The following is an 18738-nucleotide window of genomic DNA, read 5'->3' as shown; positions in this document are numbered from 1 at the left end:
CTTTGCTCCATTGTCCTTCCCCACTGAGGGAAGATTCTATGCTCCGTGTCCGAGGCACCACTTACCACTTCCGCCGTATCGTTCCCCCTGCCCTACGAGCAGCCTTAAACCGGCGGGAAATCTGGGTTTCTTTGAAAACTGGCTACCAGAATGAAGCCCGCAAAAAAGCATCACTCCTTCATGCCAGAACCACTGAACTGTTCATGCAAGCGCATTCCGCACTGGCACAACCTGACACTTTAAGCAGGCTTGAAGGACTGCGGGTTTCACTGCGGGATTTGCAGAGCGTGAACCTGCCTTCATCTGCTCAGGAAACGAGGTCCGTGCCAGTTTCAGCACTGGTGCCAAAACCCCGGACAATGAAGAAAACGCTCAAGCCTCCCAAAACTCAACCCTTGATGCTGTCAGGTGCCCTAAAACGCTTTGTGCTGGATAATCTTCATGCCAGCGCCGACACCAAGAAAGCCACCCAACGGGCTGTAGACCTGTTCCTGCAAGCCTTTGGCGATGCTCCTGTGTCCATTATCGGTGGCGAAAAGGCTGGAGCCTTCCGCGACCTGCTGTTTTCCCTTCCAGCATCATTGGGCAAGCGTAAGAGCAGCCTCACCCTTGCAGAAGAAGCACAGAGGGCCAGAGAGAAAGGTTTACAGACCCTGAGCGGGAAAAGTGTGAAAAACCACATGATGCGTCTCTCTGCCCTCTGGAACCAGCTACACCAGCGGGAACTGGTCACACGCAATCCGTGGACAGGCTGGAATTTTGAAAACGGACAGAAGACCGTCAGAAGAAGCTGGACGACCAAAGAACTAGCTTTGCTGGCCTCTGCCTCATGGCATAGCACATCCGTGCCAGAAGAGACCTTCAGGCTGGTCACATTGATTGCAGCCTATTCGGGGATGAGGCTGGGCGAAATCTGCACCCTGCGCAAAGAGGACGTCCAGACTGTTGACGGTATCCCCTGTTTCCTTATCCGACCCCATAGCGAAACCGGCTGGGCACCCAAGACAGAAGCAGGCACTCGTATGGTGCCAGTCCATTTAAAGCTGATTGATGCCGGTATTCTGACTCTTAAGGATACCACAGACGGCCCATACCTCATCCCCGGCTTGGAGACTTCAAAACAGGGTGTCAGAGGCGCAGCCCTTGGCAGAGCTTTCTCACTGCTCAAGACCCGGATTGGTCTGCCAGCAGAAATCACGTTTCACTCGTTCCGGCATACCGTTTCCACACAACTCAGAAACGCCCATACAGATATCCGAGAGGTGTGGATTGACCGCCTGCTTGGTCATGAAGCCACCCATAAGAGCCAAGGGACGACTACCTACCTTACCGGCATTTCAACAGCCAATCTGCAACAAACAATAGAGGCAATACGCTACCCGGAAACAGCCTTCAAAAAGGGAACGATTTAAAAGGGAGCCAGCAGTGTCGAATGGCTACCCATTCAACATCTGGCAAGGGGTAATACTTCCCCCGTTGACCCCCTAAAGAGCAGAAAAATAAGGTTTCATTTAATGACCGCTTACGCCTCATCTCAGACATGGAAGTGGGTCTGACGGTTTCTCCAAAGCCGACATCGCTATACGAACCGCGATAGAGTGAGTTTGGGACAAACCGGAATGCGCAGGACTGGCCGATCTCGGAATGGTGGCTTACCGCTTAGGGACAGCAGATAGCTGCCTATCGCCTTCCAGTGTGGCGCGTCACCTACGAACGAGATTTTCTGCCGTTCGGCAAGCGCCGACACTCTAGCCGTCCCGTCTCTTCACGCTGAGACCGAAACCGCCCCCAATTCACTTGAGGGACTAATTGCATTTGCTTCTAACAACGGAGCGCGCATATGAATTCCCAATAAACAACGGAGAGAGTTTATGACAGACGAGCAGTGGCAGATCGTCATCGGTGTGGCGGCTTTGATTGTGGCTATAATCGGTATCCGCGTTGGCGCGGCGGTTATAAATCGTCGCCGTGTCAGTCAGCGGCAGCGAACCGGTAAAGGGTCAATTTCGATCCAATCAGGTCGGGACACGAAAGTGGATCGTATCAAATGAGCTCACGGCAAGATCAGCGGGCGGCGGAAGGGGCTATCGCTATTCAGAGTCAGCGGGACACCATTGTTCATCAAGGCATTAGTTCCGAAGATGTGCGGACCATTGTGGAGTCGTTGGCCGACCAGATGCCCAAGTTAGCTGCAACCGCTGCAGCCGTGATGGAGGTCAGACTTAAAGCATTCGAAGAAAGCATAATGAAGCGTTTCGACGAGGATGCTGCGGCCAAGAGAGATGCCTTTTCTGATCCTGACTTCCAGTACGTTGTCATTGAGGCACAGCGCGCCTATGCCCGAACGGGCGATACGGAAACGCACGGAACCTTGGTTGATCTTATCGCCAAGAGGTCGAGTGAGGGCACCGGGTCACGCCGCGCTTTTGCAATAAACGAAGCGATTACAACTATATCGCGACTTACTAGAAATGAAATAAGCGAACTTGCGTTCGCCTTTTTTTCGAGGTTTACGCAGAATTTTACTGTCAATAATCTAACCGCATTCTGCGCGCATTTGAATACATTTATAGATGAATTGTTGGATGATTTAGAGACTGATCGACAGTCCTACGAATATTTGGTGGCACAAAGGTGTGCCACGATATCCATGGGGGAAATTCGTCTTATCGAGATTTGGAGGAAAGTTTATCCAGCCCTCTTCATGAAGGGTTTTAGTGCTGAAAAGGTCGATAAAATCGTTGGGGAGACATCGCCAGATGTTAAGTCGCTGCTGATTCCATCTGTATTCAACCCAGCATGCTACCAACCTCGGGCGATGTCCTTGGAAGTCTTATTGAGTATGCAACGGCCGCCATCAGTTAGCGTGGAACACGTTCAACACATATGGGCCCAGGCCATCGCCGATCTAGCTGACGACGCTGCTATCGTGCAGAAGTTGAAGCCGCAATGCCCTCGAATTGAGGAAGTCATCGACAAGTGGAATTCATCGCCGTTGAAGTCGCTTGAGCTCACTACAATCGGTCAAGCGATTGGTCATGCTAGATTGACGCAAATCCCCTCTTTCGGAAGTCCAGACCTCAGTATTTGGATCAAGTGAGCGGAAAGTCGCGGATTCAACAAGTGCTACGAATGGCTGATTCCGGTCATCCCTTCCCAATAACCGACATTCAGCCTGCCCCCCAAATCTGACATCAAGAGGGGGTTCACGGGGGAGAGCTTTGCTCGCCCCCAGACCAGTTTGCAAACTACCGCGACACAACGTGTCCGCTGGTTTGCACGGCTGGCTTTACTTTAATTCTTTCTATACAAATTTCCACCTTCTACATAAACTCTCTAAGTTTATATAAACATCATTTCAACCGTGAAAGATTTAGTATGAAACAAGATTTATTTTTAGCTCTCAAAGAAATCGTTATTACGATGCGACATAGAATCTTCCATACTATGGACGTAATGAATGCTTTAAATACTCAAAACCCGATTTTGTATAACCATATATCAAATCAATATGGCATAGGTGGTGCTGGAAATGGAAACCATTACACTGCTGTATCCTTCGTGGCGCAGCAACTAAGCCGTTTAGCTCGAGAAGGAGCAATACTAAAGATAGGCTACCAGCCTTCTCCAGAAGGGTTCGGTTCACCAGTTATAATGTATTGGTCTCGCATTGATGAAATAGACTACCCGGATGTTTTACAAAATCCTGAATTGTATCCAGAAGGCGCAAAACAAACTGTAGTAGTAAACCATTATGAGCGCAATACAGCCGCTAGACAAGCTTGCTTACAACATTACGGTTTAAATTGTTCCGTGTGTAATTTTAATTTTGAAGAAAAATATGGTGAACATGGTCAGGGATTTATTCATGTTCATCACATTCATCCCATAGCTGAACAATCAGAAGAATATAACGTCGACCCAGTGCGTGACTTAAGACCAGTTTGTCCCAACTGCCACTCAATGCTGCATCGTGGCAAAGATATCTTAAGCATCGAAGAATTACGTAAATTACTTAAATAGATTTACAGTATGGCCTCCCTTCCATTGTAAATTCCAAACCTTGACTGCCCCACGGGTTTGCCCTCAGAGTAAACCCGCAGTCACCATGCGAAGGATGATTTCGTCTGAAATTATCGTTCCATTTCAATGGGTTGTCTGACTGGTTGCGATTAAAGAGAGCGGGTTCGAGTCCCGCAGTTCGCACCACAGACACCTGAAATAGCACGATTTTTCGGCTGAATGAGGAGCAAAGGCAGCCTTTGCTCCGTCGTCCTTCCCCACCGAGGGAAGATTTTATGCTCCGTGTCCGAGGCACCACCTATCACTTCCGCCGTATTGTTCCCCCTACCCTGCGAACAGCCTTAAATCGGCGGGAAATCTGGGTTTCTTTAAAAACAGGCGACCAGAATGAAGCCCGCAAACGCGCTTCTTTGCTTCATGCCAGAACCACAGAATTATTCTCTCAGGCCCATCTGGCCCTCTCGGAACCTGACGCTTTAGACTCAGGGCCCATCAATTTGAGATGAGAAATCTGATTCAGGCTCTGTGAGGAGACTGAAGATGAGTGATCTGTATTGGCTGACGGACGAGCAGATGGAGCGTCTTCGGCCTTTCTTTCCCAAGAGCCACGGCAGGCCTCGTGTTGATAACCGTCGCGTGCTGAGCGCCATCATCTTCGTTAATCGGAACGCTCTGCGCTGGCGCGATGCGCCCCGGGAATACGGTCCACACAAGACACTCTACAACCGCTGGAAGTGCTGGAGTGTCATGGGGATCTTCATCAGAATGATGGATGGCCTGGCGGCTGGACAGGAAGAGCCCCAGACCATCATGATTGATCCGACCTGTCTCAAGGCACATCGTACGGCTTCGAACCTGCGATTCAAAAAAGGGGATCCAGGTCGCCTGATCGGTCGCACAAAAGGCGGTATGAATACGAAGTTGTATGCCATCACCGATCAGAACTGACGACCGCTGAGCTTCTTCATAACGGCGGGGCAGATCAGTAATTATACAGGTGCAGCAGCCTTTCTCGACAGTATTCCCATAGCCCGATGGATGCTGGCCGATCGCGGGCATGGCGCAGATTGGTTCCGGGATGCCCTGAAGAAGAAAGGGATAAAACCCTGCATTCCTGGCAGGAAATTTCGCGGAAAACCGGTCAGATACGACAGGCGGAAATACAAACGCCGCAGCCGTATCAAGATCATGTTCGGAAGAATCAAGGACTGGAGACGGGTCGCAACACGTTATGACAGATGCCCGAGTGTCTTCTTCTCAGCCATCTGCCTCGCTGCAACCGTCATCTTCTGGTTATGAGTCCTGAGCTTAAAGCTTTTTGAAAAAAAGCTTCACCAGCAACTTTTATCTTTTCATGCGATCATCTGGTTCAGGAAATCCTGTGCCCGGCGGGTCTGCGGGTTGGTGAAAAACTGCCCGGGTGGCGTGATTTCCATGATGCGCCCCTGATCCATGAAGACGATACGATCGGCAATATGGCGCGCAAAGCGCATTTCATGCGTAACGCAGAGTATGGTGATGCCCTGAGCTGCGAGGTCGTTCATGATCGTGGCCACGCCAGATACGGCCTCGGGGTCAAGAGCGGCCGTCGGTTCGTCAAACAGCATGATTTCGGGCTGCATGCACAACGCGCGCGCAATGGCCACGCGCTGCTGCTGCCCGCCAGAAAGCTGGATGGGATATTTGCGTGCCTGCCCGGCAATATTGACCTGCTGCAAAAAGCGCATGGCCAGCGCCTCGGCCTGCGCACGCGGCATCTTGCGCACCAAACGGGGTGCCAGCGCACAGTTGTCGAGCACATTCAGATGCGGGAACAGGTTGTAGTTCTGGAACACCAGCCCCACGAGTGCGCGCAGGCGGATCAGGTCGGTCCTTGCAGTAATGGTCTGGCCATTGATGTGCAGTGAGCCGCTGTCATGGGGTTCGATGCGGTTGAGGCAGCGGATCAGCGTTGACTTGCCCGAGCCGGATGGCCCGAGCACTACGACCTTCTCGCCGCGCCGCACGTCAAGACTGATGCGGTCAAGGGCGGTGAAGTCCTTGTACAGCTTGCTCAGGTTGCGTATCGACAGCACGGCGCCGGGTTCAGGATGCATGCGTGCCCGCCCTGTACTGGTCAGCCCATGAAAAACGGCGCTCGACGCGTTTCTGCACCAGCAGAAAAAAGAAGACCATGGCCAGATAGTAAACCAGCGCTGCGGCATAATATTCAGTAAACTCAAACGTGCGTGCAACCTGAATCTGGGTAACCGCCAGCAATTCCTGCACCGAGATGACCGACGCCAGCGAGGTGGTCTTGAGCAGGCTTATGAACGCGTTGATGGTAGGCGGCAGGGCTATGCGCAGGGCCTGCGGAAAGATGACATGACGATAGACCTGCCCGCGCGACAGGCCCAGCGCATGCCCCGCCACCGCCTGGGCCGGATCGACTGCCAACAGGGCCGCGCGGTTGATTTCTACCTGATAGGCGGATTCATTGATCGACAGCGACAGCCATGTCGCCAGGAAAGGCGTGAACCAGGCCTCGCGGAAAAAGGGCAGGAACTGCGGCAGGGCGTTCCAGATGAACAGCAGTTGCAGCAGCGTCGGCGCACCACGGAAGAGGGCGACATAGGCCGTAAGCCCGGTCTTGAGCACGCAATCGCGCCCGTTCAGCACCAGCGCCATGGGCAGCGAGATGGCAATGGCGGTCAGATGCGACAGCACGGCCACGGCCAGCGTAATGAATGCCCCGCGCATGAAAGCGGCTGATGTCAGGGCACCAAAAAACGTGCCCCAGTGAAAGGCCGGCGCAGTTGCGCCCAGCGCCTGCGTGGTATCGGGGGTTATGGCCCATTTCTGCGCGATCGCAGCCATCTGCCCGTTATCGCGCAGGGTGGCAACGGCCTGTTCCAGCAATGCCCTGTCATGGGCGTCCTTGCGGATATAAAGCGCGAAATGCCGGTATTCGGGATAAGGAGGCGTAAAAATCACCCTCACCCTGCCGTGCAGCTGTTCGCGCCGGTAGGCCAGTTCCACATCCTGGCTGGCCAGTGCGAAAGCGCGCCCGAGCAGCACCTGCTGCACCACCTGTTCCTCGGTGGGGTATGCCGTGATGATCATCGGCGCATGGCCTGCCGCCGCCAGCGCCTCGTTCTCCCGCGCCATGCGCGCGCTGTAGCTTGTGCCGGCCTGCACGGCCACCTTCCGGCCCGACAGTTCCGCCATGCCGCCCAGCGGGTGGGTGCCCGCGCGCGCCACGATGACCAGCGCCGTATCCTGATAGGCTACGGCATCAAAGTTGCGTTCACGCTGCGGCAGCCTGATGATGCCACTCGCCACCAGCCCGCAGCGCCCTGCTGCAAGGCTGGGGAACAGGCCGGTAAAATCCATGGTCGTGACTGTCAGCTTCACGTGCCAGTAGGCCGCCAGCGTGCGGGCGATGTCCATGTCGATTCCGTCCACCGCCTTCACGTCGGTGCCGTTTACGAATGTCATGGGGGGCAGGGTCGGGTTGGTGCACACCGTCAGCGCGCCATCATGGATGAATCCGGGCAAAGGGGGTGGCGTATCCGCCCGCGCCGTGCCTGCGCCCGCCAGCATGGCGGCAAGAATACCCACCATAACGCAGGTAGCATGCGGGCGCCTGAACCATGCCATCACAGGGGTCATGCGGTGCTCCTCGCGGGTGCCGGATTCAGCAGGCCGCCTCCAGAATGGCGCGGAACGTATCGTGCATAAGGCCCGTCTCGGGGTTGGGGCGGGCCAGAAAATAGAAGCTGGTTTCAAGTTGCAGGCCGTCGAGCACAATGCGGCGCAGCAGCCCGTTATGCACCAGGGGCCGGGCAAAGGGTTCGGGCAGAAACCCAAGGTAATTGCCTGACAGGATCAGCAGCGCGCGTGAATCGACATTTTCCGCCGCCGCGGCAAAGGTCAGGTGCGGGCGCAGCCTGTCCCACATGGGCGAGGTGGCGGCACCCGAGACCGTAATCATGCGCTGCTCGGCCAGAATGGCGGGAGTGATCTCGCTTTCAGGCATGCTGAACAGGGGGTGGCGCCTGCCACAGAACAGGTGCAGTTGCTCATGAAACAGGGCCGTGGTCTGGACATCGGGTGCGTGGCGCGGGTTCAGGGTGATTCCGGCGCAGGCCTGCCCGTTGAGCACGGCAAACTCCACCTCACGCGCGGAGGTGGAGCGGATATCCATGAATACCGCCGGGTAGCGGGTGGTAAAGGTTTCAATGGCGCGCACCAGCGCTGTTTCGCCATGAATCTGGATATTGTCGGGCACGTACAGGCAAAAGCGCCCCGTCAATGTACCGGTGGCCTCGTTTATGCGCTGCTGGAACTGCGCGATATCCGAGAACAGGGCCTCGGTTGCCTCGAGCACCAGGCGGCCTTGCGCCGTCAGGGCAAAACCGCTGCGCCCGCGCGTGCACAGCCGCAGGCCCAGTCGGTTTTCAAGAGCGGCGATGTCGATGCTGATGGAGGATTTGCTCTTGCCCAGCGCAACTTCGGCTGCGGCAAAACCGCCATGTTCGGCCACGGTGCGGAACACGCGCAACTGCCGCAGGTCAACCTCGGCCACCTGCCCATGAAAACCATCCGCCTTGCGGCGCGTGCCAGTGCCGCGCGGGGCGGCGGCCTTGCGGGGTAAGGGTGCGGGCTGTCGTATCATGCAAAACCGATCCACCAGATATAGGGCATGAATGCACTGCTCTCCCGTGGGGGGCGTTACTGCGCCGAAGGAACAGGCGCGGAGGGCGCGCTGTCGGTCCAGGCCGGTTCGTTACCGCTATTATCCATAAACCGTAATGATAGGGGAGGAAAGCATTTCTGGCTGTCACAAAGGCGATCATTCTCAAATAGTATATCCATGAAACATGGACAATAATAAGAAATTTAGTGATGAATATTTTTAAGGATATTCGGAAGAACGCCGGGTTTTAAAAAAATGTGGCGGGCTAAAACTTTTATTGTTTTTTATTGACTGTATATTACAAAATATGTCTTCAGGCTTCTGACTGAAGCTTACTTTGAAAAATTCCTGTTTACGCGCGGCCGATGGTAGGTAATCGTCGCGCCGTGCCGCATGGGTCCGGCTGCTGTGCCCCAGCCCCATAAGAGCCGACTTGCCTGCCACAGGAAGGAATATTCACGGATCATGTCTTCCCTTTCGCCCGCGCCCTCAACCGCCCCCACCGAAAGGGCCGTGCGTGAGGATCTTGCCGCCGCTTACCGGCTCATGGCGCTTTTTGGCATGACCGACCTTGTCTATACCCATCTTTCGGTCAGGCTGCCGGGGCGTGAGCATGCCTATCTGGTCAATCCCTTTGGCTTTCTGTTCGAGGAGATTACCGCGAGTTCGCTGGTGGTGGTCGATGCCGATGGCCTGCCCCGGCAGGAAACCTCGTGGCCGATCAACCCGGCGGGGTTTGTCATTCATTCCGCCATCCACCGCAGCAGGCCCGATGCCGCATGCGTCATGCATACGCACACGCTTGCGGGCATGGTGGTGGCGGCGCAGGAGCAGAACATCCTGCCGCTTAACCAGATCAACATGGAATTCTACGGCAGGGTTGGCTTCCACCCCTATGAGGGGATTGCCGCCGATGACAATCTGAGCGAACGCGAGCGCCTCGTGCGCGACCTTGGCGCGCGCAATGCGCTCATTTTGCAAAACCATGGATTGCTCACCGTAGGCGCCACCATCGCGCAAGCCTTCTACCGCATGTATTACCTTGAGCAGTCCTGCCGGATCCAGATCGCGGCGCAGTCCACGGGCGTGCCCCTGCATACCCCTTCCGAGGCGCAGATCCTGCGTGCCAGAAAGCAGTTTGAGGATGACCCCGATGAAGGCCGACTGATCTGGCAGGCGCTGCGGCGCAAGCTTGACCGCGAACAGCCCGATTACCGCGACTGAGCCCCATAAAGGATGTGCCGGTTTAAAAAATGGGGGCACCTGCAAACGTGTATCATTCAGTCCTGCATGCCCCTGACCGGTTTTAGGGCCCCGGCAAAAAGCTGGTAGTTGCGCCTCACACCTTCATCAAGATCAAGGGTGATCTTCCGCTGCGCCAGCGGATGGAGCACGTCATTCGCCCATGCGGTCAGTTCCTCAATCTGCAAGGTCAGCATTCCTTCGCTCTTTTGCGCCCTTCTGCGCTGATCGGGCAAAGTGCCTGTTTCATTGGCCCGCTTGTGCAGCCGGGTTCGTTCCTTCTCCAGCCGTGCGATGAACTGGCCTAAGGCGGCCAGCACGGTGGAGACGGTATCAGGCTGGTAGCGGTGCATGTAGACCAGCGCACGGAAGCTCCCGCCAGGGCTGGAAAACATCCAGTAAACAGGCCGCTTTCCGTAGCGTTTTACATGGTCATCAAAGAAATCCCTGTGGAACCACCGGCGCAGGTTCTTGCCGAGCACGCGTTCAATGAAGGCAAGGTTTTCAGGAAACTGCGCCGCGCCAAAGGTCACGCGCAGGAATTCGCAGGTGCGCGTTACAATATCATCGGCAAACCAGTCGACCGCCAGCACGGGGATAACATTGTCACGCACGGGGACAAGGCGGGGTTGGGGCACGCGGGCCAGATAGGCTTCAAGCCCCGCACCCTGATGGGCAAGGATGAGGCCGGGAGCATCCAGGCTGTAGCGCCCGAACAGACAGCCCACGGCATAATGCAGGAGTTCGGCCATCGTATCCGCACACAGGCGGGCTTCGCCATCGCCAGCTCCCATGCCATGGCGATAGGCAGGATTGCAGGTGAGCGTAATGTCCCTGACCGGCACCTCGGGGGTCAGCTCGCCCTGTAATCCATAGGCGTTGATGAAAAGGCGGTTATTCTCTTCCTCCAGGCGCTGCAGGCTGTCGGTCATGTCCTGCCAGCGTGCGCGCAGGCGGGCATAGGCCTGCGCGAGCGTATCGCCCTGACAGGCAACTGAAAGCAGCGGCAGCGTGGTGAAATCCCATGAGGCTTCGTGGTCGTCCCAGTCGCATTTGCTGATCCGTATGGCCGCCTGCACGATAGCCTGGACGGAAGCCGTGTCGATGAAAGGGGGCAGCGGGATGGAAGCGACGTTATTGACCTGAAAATTCAGCGTCGGATTCAGGACCTGAAGGAAAAGGCCGGCCGTTTTTGCACATAGGGCGCCCGTATGAAGGCTGATCTGGTCAGGCTCATGGGGGAAAAGGGAGCAGCCAGCCATATCAAAGATGAAGCCCCGCGGCTGCTGGCGCACGCCAAAATAGGCTGATGACAGGAAAGACCAGCTGACCGAGGGGCTGAAATACCGTTGCCTTGCGCGGGGATAGGCCCGCCCCGAGGCCAGGATGTCGCGGCCATCGTCCTGCCAGTTCACCACGTAATCCGCGTTGCCATACCATTTGCGGAATTCACCGCCCTTGGCATAGGGGAACCATTTGCAGCCCGACTGCCGGGCCTGCGCGGGGCAGGCGGCATCCGTCATGAGCCGGTTCAGGTCAACTTCATGCCATGCCCTGACAAAGCGTGCATTCTCGCCCGTGGTCATGCCGCATACGGCGGCGGCCGATGCCCCGATCAGGGGAAAGCGGGCAAAGCACTGCCTGAAATTTTCCGACAGCCAGTACGCAATCGGCTGGCCCGGCACATGTTCAAAATCTTCCGCTGAAGCCTGATGGCGCCACCCGCTATCCGGATGATGGATGGCCTCTTGCAACCGGGTTTTCTTTTCAGCCTCCGATCCGCCATCGACAAGGCGAATGAAGGTGCCCCGCTGCCGCGTATCGCGCGCATTGCCGATGACAAATGCCGTAGTGGAAACAACCGCGCCGCCGATACTGTCAAACGCCCGCTCACCCAGATGGGCCATGGACAGGATCATGGTCTCGGCCAGCAGGCGGGCACGCAGTTTTTCATAGGAGGCAAGGAACATCCATGACTGCATGGTTATCATGGCCATCAGCCCGTGCCGCACGGTCAGCCCCAGTGCGCGCTCCATGAATACGGCAAACAGATCGGACCTGCTGTGCGGGTAATCGGCCTTGATGAAAGCGGCCAGCGCCGTGTTCATGCCTTTCGCCCCCATATAGGGTGGATTGGTCACGGCTACGTGGTAGCGGGGGGCAAGCGCTTCGGCCATGCGCAGCACGGTCAGGGCACGGGCCAGCACATCCTTCAGCCGCAGGTCCGCGCCGCTATCGCAGGCCGTAATACGGCGCCGCACGTCAGGCACGTTGCATTGTACGGGCACGATCAGCGCGCCCAGATTCTGTGCCTGTTCGAACTGCCCCAGCATCGCGCGCAGGCCGGGTGTGAACAGGTCGCGCCCGACCACGGCGGCGATCCCTGCCATTTCGGCCGCAGTGAAGGTAACGTTGCGCATGACGACAATATTGGGCCGTACCTGCAGGCGCAGGAACTGCCGCCGCCCCAGCCGTGTGGCCGCCTTCATCAACAGGGCGAAGGCCGCGAGTGCGGCCGCGGGCGCGTCGATCTCGATGCCTGTCAGGTTATGCGTCAGGATCAGGCCTGGGATTTTGTGGGGAGCGTGGCCTGCCTCGGCATAGATTTCATATAGCAGGTCAAAGCTGTAGGTCAGCATATGGCCCGCGCCACAGGCGGGATCGCAGATGCGCAGATCCTCAGGGCGGCCTAGAGGCACGAAGTCTGCTTCGGGCTTCTGGGGGGCGATGTAATACGCCATCTTCGCCGCCAGCTCTGATTGCGGGCGGTTGCGCAGCCACAGCCGCCCCAGCGAATTCTCCACGAGGTAACGCACGATCCAGTGCGGCGTGAAAAGCTGTGTCGCTGCAGGAATATTCGCGGGCGTGATCCTGATGTTCCGTTTCAGCCCGGCAAAGACCGTGTCCTTTTTTGCCGAAATATAGAACTGGTACAACCACCCGATGAGCTCGACATGCTGGCACGCCGCCTCGGTCATCACCGCGCGCAGACGGGCGAGAAAGCCATCAGGTGCCAAAAGATCGGCTGGCATGAGAAGATCGGTGTAATCCCCGGCCTTTGCAAACAGGAAGGGCATGCGGCCATGCCAGTCATGGCAGGCCTGGAGCACGCGCAGCCGGCAGGCTTCTTCCTGTCCGTCATGGTCGGTGCGGGCGCTGTCGGGATAGGCGGCGATAACGGGCGGGGCCTGGCTCCCCGGCATGGCCCGAGAGACGAATGATAGGACATGCGGGGTGGTCAGGCCCATCACATCCATGAATCGTAGCGCCGTAAAGCGGTTGAACCAGGTGCAGGCTACCTGCTCGATGACGTCCTCGCGGTTCCTTTCAATGGCCGCCTTCAGCGCTGTGAGTGTCCCGGCAGGGACGGACCGGGTTTCCTCGGCAAGCATCCTGTTGAGCCGGGCCGTGACCTGATCGATCATCCAGATGCGTGAGGTCTGGGCAAATCGTTTCAGCGCGTTGATATCCATCAGGCAGGCCTCTTCCTGCCGGTGCCCGTTCCAGCCAACAAGGTCTTTTTCATGTCATGGAATTAGCACACCGCATGGTGTTTTCGAGGCTGGTTTTACCCATGATTGGAAAGGCCAAAGGGGGCGGGACGCGCTGCCGGACTCTCGACGTCTCCAGGTTCCGCCATAGAAAGGATCAACCACGCCCGGCGCTTCTCAGTGAAGGGCGTAACCAGATCAACGGCATCCACGGCGATACAATGGCCCCCCCTCGGCCAGACCTGCATCTTTTCCCGGCTGCCAGCCTCAAACTTTTATCTGTCCAGAATTTTTCCCGAACCGGCTTTTCATGTCCCCCATGAAAAAAGGAGCCTTGCGGCTCCCTTTCCCATGATTGCGGACTGGCCTGTTCTGGTTATGACCAGCGCCAGTTCCTGATTTCAGGCAGGTCCTGCCCGTACTGCGCCACATAGCGCGTGTGCTCGACCAGCTTGTCGCTGATCGCCTCGTTGGCATAGGCCGCCTTTTCCGACAGGCCGGGCACGCGACGGATCACGTTCTGCACCAGGTGGAAACGGTCGAGGTTGTTGCGCACCGTCATGTCGAACGGCGTGGTGGTGGATCCTTCCTCGCGGTAGCCATGCACATGGAAGTTGCGGCAGTTGGTGCGCTTGTAGATCAGCTTGTGGATCAGCGCCGGATAACCGTGGAAAGCGAAGATGACCGGCTTGTCGGTGGTGAACAGGCTGTCGAATACATAATCCTCCAGCCCGTCAGGGTGCTGGCTGCGCGATTCAAGCGTGAGCAGGTCCACCACGTTAATCACGCGGATCTTCAGCTCCGGAAGGTGTTTGTTCAGCAACTGCACGGCGGCCAGCGTTTCGATGGTCGGCACATCACCCGCGCAGGCCATGACCACATCGGGCTCGCCACCTTTGTCGTTGCTGGCCCATTCCCAGATGCCAATGCCCTTGGCGCAGTGGGCGATGGCGGAGTCCATATCCAGCCATTGCGGCTCGGGCTGCTTGCCCGCCACGATCACGTTCACCCGGTCGCGGCTTTCAAGGCAGGCTTTTGCCGTGCACAGCAGGGTGTTGGCATCGGGCGGCAGGAACACCCGCACCGTCTTGGCCTTCTTGTTCAGCACATGGTCAATGAAGCCGGGGTCCTGATGGCTGAAGCCATTATGGTCCTGCCGCCACACATGCGAGGTCAGCAAATAGTTCAGCGATGCGATCGGCGCGCGCCAGGGCACCTCATCCGCCTGCTTGATCCACTTGGCATGCTGGTTGACCATGGAATCGACAATGTGGATGAACGCTTCATAACACGACAGGAAGCCATGCCGCCCGGTCAGCAGGTAGCCTTCCAGCCAGCCCTGGCAGGTATGCTCGCTCAGGATCTCCATCACATGGCCATCGACAGCCAGATGGTCATCGTAATCAAAGGTCTCGGCGTTCCACGCGCGGTTGGTCACATCCAGCACCGCGTTGAGGCGGTTGGAGTTGTTTTCATCCGGCGCCAGCACGCGGAAGTTACGCGCAGGCAGGTTTTCCTTCATCACATCGCGCAGCCACGTGCCCAGCACGCGCGTGCCCTCGCCAAGCGCATGACCCGGCGATTCCACGGTCACGGCATACTCCGTTACATCCGGCAGGCGCAGGTCGCGGCGCAGCAGGCCACCATTGGCGTGCGGGTTTGCGCTCATGCGGCGGTCGCCCCTGGGGGCAAGGGCCGCGATTTCGGGCATCAGGGCGCCGTTTTCGTCAAACAGTTCCTCAGGCTTATAGCTGTGCAGCCATTCATCGAGCAGCTTGAGGTGTTCGGGGTTGGTCATGTCGGTAATGGGCACCTGATGGGCGCGCCAGTACCCTTCCGTGCGCAGGCCGTCCACCGTCTTGGGGCAGGTCCAGCCCTTGGGCGTGCGCATGATGATCATGGGCCAGGCCGGGCGCGTGGTGTCGTTCTTCTCACGCGCGGCTTTCTGGATTTCCGCAATCTTCGCAAAGGCCGTGTCCATCGCCACGGCCATCTTCTGGTGCATGATGTCCGGATCGTGGCCTTCCACCACGATCGGGTCATAGCCGTAACCCCTGAACAGGCTCACCAGTTCATCGGGCGAGATGCGGGCCAGCACCGTAGGGTTGGCGATCTTGTAGCCATTGAGGTGCAGGATCGGCAGCACCGCGCCATCGGTTTTGGGGTCGAGGAACTTGTTGCTGTGCCATGACGTGGCCATCGGCCCGGTCTCGGCCTCGCCATCGCCCACAACGCAGGCCACGACCAGATCAGGATTGTCGAACGCCGCGCCATAGGCGTGCGAGAGCGAGTAACCCAGTTCACCACCTTCGTTGATCGAACCCGGCGTAGTGGGGGCCGCGTGGCTGGGAATGCCGCCGGGGAAGGAGAACTGCTTGACCAGCCTGGCCAGCCCGTCCGCATCCTGCGTCACTTCGGGGAAGTATTCGGTATACGTGCCTTCAAGATAGGTGCTGGCCACAATACCCGGCGCCCCGTGGCCGGGGCCCGCCACGAACAGGATGCTGCGGTCCTGCTCGCGGATGATGCGGTTGAGGTGCAGATACAGGAAGTTCAGCCCCGGCGTGGTGCCCCAGTGCCCCAGCAGGCGCGGCTTGGTGTGCTCGAGCTTGAGCGGCTCACGCAGCAGCGGATTGGCCAGCAGGTAGATCTGGGCAATCGACAGGTAGTTGGCTGCGTGCCACCATTTGTTGAACAGCGCGACATCCGCCGTGGCAAGCGGGGTTGCGGAGGGGGTTTCACTCATTTCCGTTCCTTCCAGAATGGTCCATTCCTGCCCGGCCTCAGCCCAGACATATCAGCACGTGGCGGCGGATCGTCGTTTCCTCGTCGGTGGGGATCACCCGCACCTCCACGGCGCTTTCCGGCGTGCTGATGATTTCGTGGTGCGCGGCGTTGGCCGCCGCATCAAGGCGGATTCCCGCCCAGCCCAGCCGCGCGCACACGGCGGCACGGATGATGGCGTCATGCTCGCCAATACCTGCGGTGAACACCAGCCCGTCCAGCCCCTGCAGGGCCGCCATCATGCCACCCGCCTGCTGGGCGAAGCGGTAGACAAACAGGTCCAGTGCCTGTGTCACCTCGGCGCTGATGCCCGCCTTGGCGTGCAGGTCGCGCATATCGGCCGAAACGCCGGACATGCCCAGCAGGCCGGAGCGGTGATAGAGGATGTTCTCGATCTCGGCCGCACCGAGCCCCTCTTCCTTGAGCATGTACAGGATCACGCCGGGGTCGAGATGCCCGCACCGCGTGCCCATGACCAGCCCGTCCAGCACCGAAAAGCCCATGGTGGTGTCGATGCTGCGCCCGGCGTTGAGCGCGCACAGGCTGCCTCCGCTGCCGATATGGGCGACAAGCGTGCGCCCATTGGCCAGGTGCGGCGCCCGCGCACGCAGGGCGGAGGCGATATATTCATACGACAGGCCATGAAACCCGTAGCGCCGCACGCCACGCGCCGCATAGTCACGCGGCAGGGCCTGCGCCTGCGCCACGGGCGGCAGGGTGTGGTGAAAGCCGGTATCGAAACACGCCACCTGCGGCAGGTCGGGATACTGCGCAAGCAGCGCGCGGATGGGGGCAAGGCTGCCGGGCTGGTGCAGGGGGGCAAACGGCGTGAGGGCTGCAAGCCGCGCCAGCACATCGGGCGTAATCCGCACGGGAGCGATGAAATCAGGCCCGCCATGCACCACCCGGTGCCCCACGGCCATGAGGTCGACGCTGCCAAGCTGCCTGCCCACCCAGGTCATGAGGGTGGCCATGGGGCCGAGATGGGCCTTGTCGAGATTCGTACCACCATCATCGGCGGTGGGGGCCCATGTTTCATCCACCAGCACGCGGCCATTGGCGTCATGGGCGACAAAATGGGGGTGGCTGCCAATTCCCTCAAGCTCGCCCGAGGCGATGCGATGGCTTGGAGAGGCCGCCGTCTCACCCTTTTCAATGGCGAAGAGGGCAAATTTCAGGCTCGATGAACCTGCGTTGAGTGCGAGCACCGCCCGTGTCATGCCTCTCTCCGTGCTGCTTGCCAAGAACCGGCAGCATGTCACGCCTATCTGCCGGGCCTGACATTGATGCGAATCAATTGGCCGCGCCCAGCCTAACCCAAAGCGGGCAGGAGAACAGCCATCGCGCCACATGGCGCCTGCGCGCCACGCAGGAGGCCCAATGGCTGGAGAAGATAAAAGTTTTTTCCGACCGGGGCAGAATTAAGGGAGAGATGCAGTCCAAAGGACCAGAAAAGTTTCCGGGCGAGGTCTTTCTTCAAAAAGGCCGCATGCTTCAGGACTTTTTGAAAAAAGCTTCACCAGAAATTTTTCCCGCCAGGCCGCGTCAGCCAAAACGCCGGGCCAGAACGGCCTTTGCCGCCGTCCGCGCCAGACCGGCATCACGCCCCACACGGATCAGGGCCGGAATCTGGAACGGATTGCACACGATGCTGCGCGCCAGTGCGCCCACTGCAAGGCTGCCATCAGGCCGCAGCGCCACCACGGCGGCGGGCGGCAGGGTGCGGTCTGCGGGGTCGCACACCACGCGCAGCACGGCGAAGGGCACCTTGCGGGCAGCAGCCATTTCCGCCACCACGCCGCTTTCCATGTCCAGCGCCACGCATCCCGTCTCGCGGTACAGCGCCATCTTGCGGGTGGCGGCGGTTACGATCACATCGCTATGCAGCAGGTCGCCGCCCACCACATCCGCCCGGTCGGCCCCCAGCCATGCCAGCAGCGCGGGGGCAGCGGGCAGGCGCTCGCCATTGACCAGCACATTATGCGGCACGACCACAGCACCCGGCTGAAGCACCGGGTCAAGCCCCGCCGCCAGCCCGAAGGAGAGCAGCGCGTCCACGCCGCCTTCAAGCAGATCAAGCACCGCCTGCCGCGCGCCGGACAGGGTCGCGCCACTCAGCCCGAAACGGGCATGGGGCAGGAAGGGACGGATGAGAGCCGCTTCCGCCTCCATCCCCACCACGATGCCCAACCGGGAAAATGGAGAGACTGCTGTGCTAGCCGACATGTTGATTGATCTCCCTGCCATTATCACAAGCCATAGCCGGACCGGCCTGCAAGCGCGTGGCGCTCACGCGCAGGCCCTGGCCGCGCGCAACACGACCATGCCCTCCGGCCACACCGGCCAAACACCGGGCGGAAGCCTGCCGCGCCTTATGGTACCGAAGCTTTTTGCCACCACCCACACGACACGCGACCCGAAGAAACGGGGATGCCTTACGGAAACCAGAGGCAACGCCCATGCCAACCGTCATGACCATTATGTGTTGTGGCCCGCGTGCTGATGCAGGCCCGTTATCCG

Annotated in this window: 14 protein-coding genes and 1 pseudogene; 8 read left to right on the top strand and 7 right to left on the bottom strand. The window is 58.6% G+C overall.

The features are described 5' to 3' along the window. Nucleotides 1–38: 38 nt before the first annotated feature. From CDI09_RS05380 to CDI09_RS05355, 6 genes and pseudogenes are all read left to right on the top strand, one after another. Nucleotides 39–1412 carry a DUF6538 domain-containing protein gene (locus CDI09_RS05380; RefSeq protein WP_078525444.1) on the top strand — a complete coding sequence of 458 codons (1374 nt, stop codon included), beginning with the start codon at nt 39–41 and terminating at the stop codon, nt 1410–1412. Nucleotides 1413–1871: 459 nt separating this feature from the next. Continuing rightward, entirely contained in the window at nt 1872–2051 is a 180-nt protein-coding gene (locus tag CDI09_RS05375; RefSeq protein WP_078525446.1) for a hypothetical protein, read from the top strand. Next, nucleotides 2048–3100, top strand: coding sequence for an LPO_1073/Vpar_1526 family protein (locus CDI09_RS05370; RefSeq protein WP_078525448.1), 1053 nt, complete (start codon nt 2048–2050; stop codon nt 3098–3100). Before CDI09_RS05375 ends, CDI09_RS05370 begins: the two co-directional genes overlap by 4 nt. Before the next feature lie 278 nt (nt 3101–3378). Beyond that, entirely contained in the window at nt 3379–4023 is a 645-nt protein-coding gene (locus tag CDI09_RS05365; protein ID WP_078525450.1) for an HNH endonuclease, read from the top strand. 275 nt (nt 4024–4298) lie between these two features. Continuing rightward, nucleotides 4299–4529: a DUF6538 domain-containing protein gene (locus CDI09_RS18920; protein ID WP_308446119.1), complete on the top strand. Its 231-nt coding sequence runs from the start codon at nt 4299–4301 to the stop codon at nt 4527–4529. 34 nt (nt 4530–4563) lie between these two features. Next, nucleotides 4564–5322 (top strand): annotated as a pseudogene (locus CDI09_RS05355) (IS5 family transposase). 53 nt (nt 5323–5375) lie between these two features. Here the strand turns inward: CDI09_RS05355 and CDI09_RS05350 are convergent. From CDI09_RS05350 to CDI09_RS05340, 3 genes are read right to left on the bottom strand one after another with little or no spacing between them, the layout of a single operon-like run. Further along, nucleotides 5376–6119 (bottom strand): amino acid ABC transporter ATP-binding protein, encoded by a 744-nt coding sequence (locus CDI09_RS05350; protein WP_078525452.1) that lies wholly within the window; start codon nt 6117–6119, stop codon nt 5376–5378. Next, nucleotides 6109–7674 carry an ABC transporter substrate-binding protein/permease gene (locus CDI09_RS05345; protein ID WP_078525454.1) on the bottom strand — a complete coding sequence of 522 codons (1566 nt, stop codon included), beginning with the start codon at nt 7672–7674 and terminating at the stop codon, nt 6109–6111. The genes CDI09_RS05350 and CDI09_RS05345 overlap by 11 nt, the downstream gene beginning before the upstream one ends. Nucleotides 7675–7699: 25 nt before the next feature. After that, nucleotides 7700–8680, bottom strand: a complete 981-nt coding sequence (locus CDI09_RS05340; protein WP_078525456.1) for a LysR family transcriptional regulator — start codon at nt 8678–8680, stop codon at nt 7700–7702. 486 nt (nt 8681–9166) lie between these two features. Between CDI09_RS05340 and CDI09_RS05335 the strand changes: the two genes are divergently transcribed. After that, nucleotides 9167–9925 (top strand): class II aldolase/adducin family protein, encoded by a 759-nt coding sequence (locus CDI09_RS05335; protein ID WP_078525458.1) that lies wholly within the window; start codon nt 9167–9169, stop codon nt 9923–9925. Between the two features lie 56 nt (nt 9926–9981). On the opposite strand, the gene pglX is transcribed toward CDI09_RS05335, so the two are convergent. The 4 genes from pglX to CDI09_RS05315 form a co-directional block, all read right to left on the bottom strand. Further along, on the bottom strand, nt 9982–13416 hold the full coding sequence (pglX, locus tag CDI09_RS05330; RefSeq protein WP_110571207.1) for a BREX-1 system adenine-specific DNA-methyltransferase PglX: 3435 nt from the start codon (nt 13414–13416) through the stop codon (nt 9982–9984). A gap of 394 nt (nt 13417–13810) precedes the next feature. Continuing rightward, complete coding sequence (locus tag CDI09_RS05325; protein WP_078525464.1) at nt 13811–16180, bottom strand: phosphoketolase family protein; 2370 nt, start codon at nt 16178–16180, stop codon at nt 13811–13813. Nucleotides 16181–16217: 37 nt separating this feature from the next. Next, nucleotides 16218–17438: an acetate/propionate family kinase gene (locus CDI09_RS05320; RefSeq protein WP_078525466.1), complete on the bottom strand. Its 1221-nt coding sequence runs from the start codon at nt 17436–17438 to the stop codon at nt 16218–16220. Between the two features lie 325 nt (nt 17439–17763). Next, nucleotides 17764–18444 carry a phosphorylase family protein gene (locus tag CDI09_RS05315; RefSeq protein WP_078525468.1) on the bottom strand — a complete coding sequence of 227 codons (681 nt, stop codon included), beginning with the start codon at nt 18442–18444 and terminating at the stop codon, nt 17764–17766. Here CDI09_RS05315 and CDI09_RS05310 point away from each other — a divergent pair. After that, nucleotides 18443–18721, top strand: a complete 279-nt coding sequence (locus CDI09_RS05310; protein WP_078525470.1) for a hypothetical protein — start codon at nt 18443–18445, stop codon at nt 18719–18721. The genes CDI09_RS05315 and CDI09_RS05310 overlap by 2 nt on opposite strands. Nucleotides 18722–18738: the final 17 nt, after the last annotated feature.

It is taken from the genome of Komagataeibacter nataicola, from assembly GCF_003207795.1.
Taxonomy (GTDB): Bacteria; Pseudomonadota; Alphaproteobacteria; order Acetobacterales; family Acetobacteraceae; genus Komagataeibacter; species Komagataeibacter nataicola.
This window is presented reverse-complemented; position numbering and strand designations above follow the sequence as displayed.

Bases quoted from the DNA above. Each gene is read 5' to 3' on its own strand.
- CDI09_RS05380 (WP_078525444.1), top strand. From the start codon at position 39: ATGCTCCGTGTCCGAGGCACCACTTACCACTTCCGCCGTATCGTTCCC.
- CDI09_RS05375 (WP_078525446.1), top strand. From the start codon at position 1,872: ATGACAGACGAGCAGTGGCAGATCGTCATCGGTGTGGCGGCTTTGATT.
- CDI09_RS05370 (WP_078525448.1), top strand. From the start codon at position 2,048: ATGAGCTCACGGCAAGATCAGCGGGCGGCGGAAGGGGCTATCGCTATT.
- CDI09_RS05365 (WP_078525450.1), top strand. From the start codon at position 3,379: ATGAAACAAGATTTATTTTTAGCTCTCAAAGAAATCGTTATTACGATG.
- CDI09_RS18920 (WP_308446119.1), top strand. From the start codon at position 4,299: ATGCTCCGTGTCCGAGGCACCACCTATCACTTCCGCCGTATTGTTCCC.
- CDI09_RS05350 (WP_078525452.1), bottom strand. From the start codon at position 6,119: ATGCATCCTGAACCCGGCGCCGTGCTGTCGATACGCAACCTGAGCAAG.
- CDI09_RS05345 (WP_078525454.1), bottom strand. From the start codon at position 7,674: ATGACCCCTGTGATGGCATGGTTCAGGCGCCCGCATGCTACCTGCGTT.
- CDI09_RS05340 (WP_078525456.1), bottom strand. From the start codon at position 8,680: ATGATACGACAGCCCGCACCCTTACCCCGCAAGGCCGCCGCCCCGCGC.
- CDI09_RS05335 (WP_078525458.1), top strand. From the start codon at position 9,167: ATGTCTTCCCTTTCGCCCGCGCCCTCAACCGCCCCCACCGAAAGGGCC.
- pglX (WP_110571207.1), bottom strand. From the start codon at position 13,416: ATGGATATCAACGCGCTGAAACGATTTGCCCAGACCTCACGCATCTGG.
- CDI09_RS05325 (WP_078525464.1), bottom strand. From the start codon at position 16,180: ATGAGTGAAACCCCCTCCGCAACCCCGCTTGCCACGGCGGATGTCGCG.
- CDI09_RS05320 (WP_078525466.1), bottom strand. From the start codon at position 17,438: ATGACACGGGCGGTGCTCGCACTCAACGCAGGTTCATCGAGCCTGAAA.
- CDI09_RS05310 (WP_078525470.1), top strand. From the start codon at position 18,443: ATGTTGATTGATCTCCCTGCCATTATCACAAGCCATAGCCGGACCGGC.
- CDI09_RS05315 (WP_078525468.1), bottom strand. From the start codon at position 18,444: ATGTCGGCTAGCACAGCAGTCTCTCCATTTTCCCGGTTGGGCATCGTG.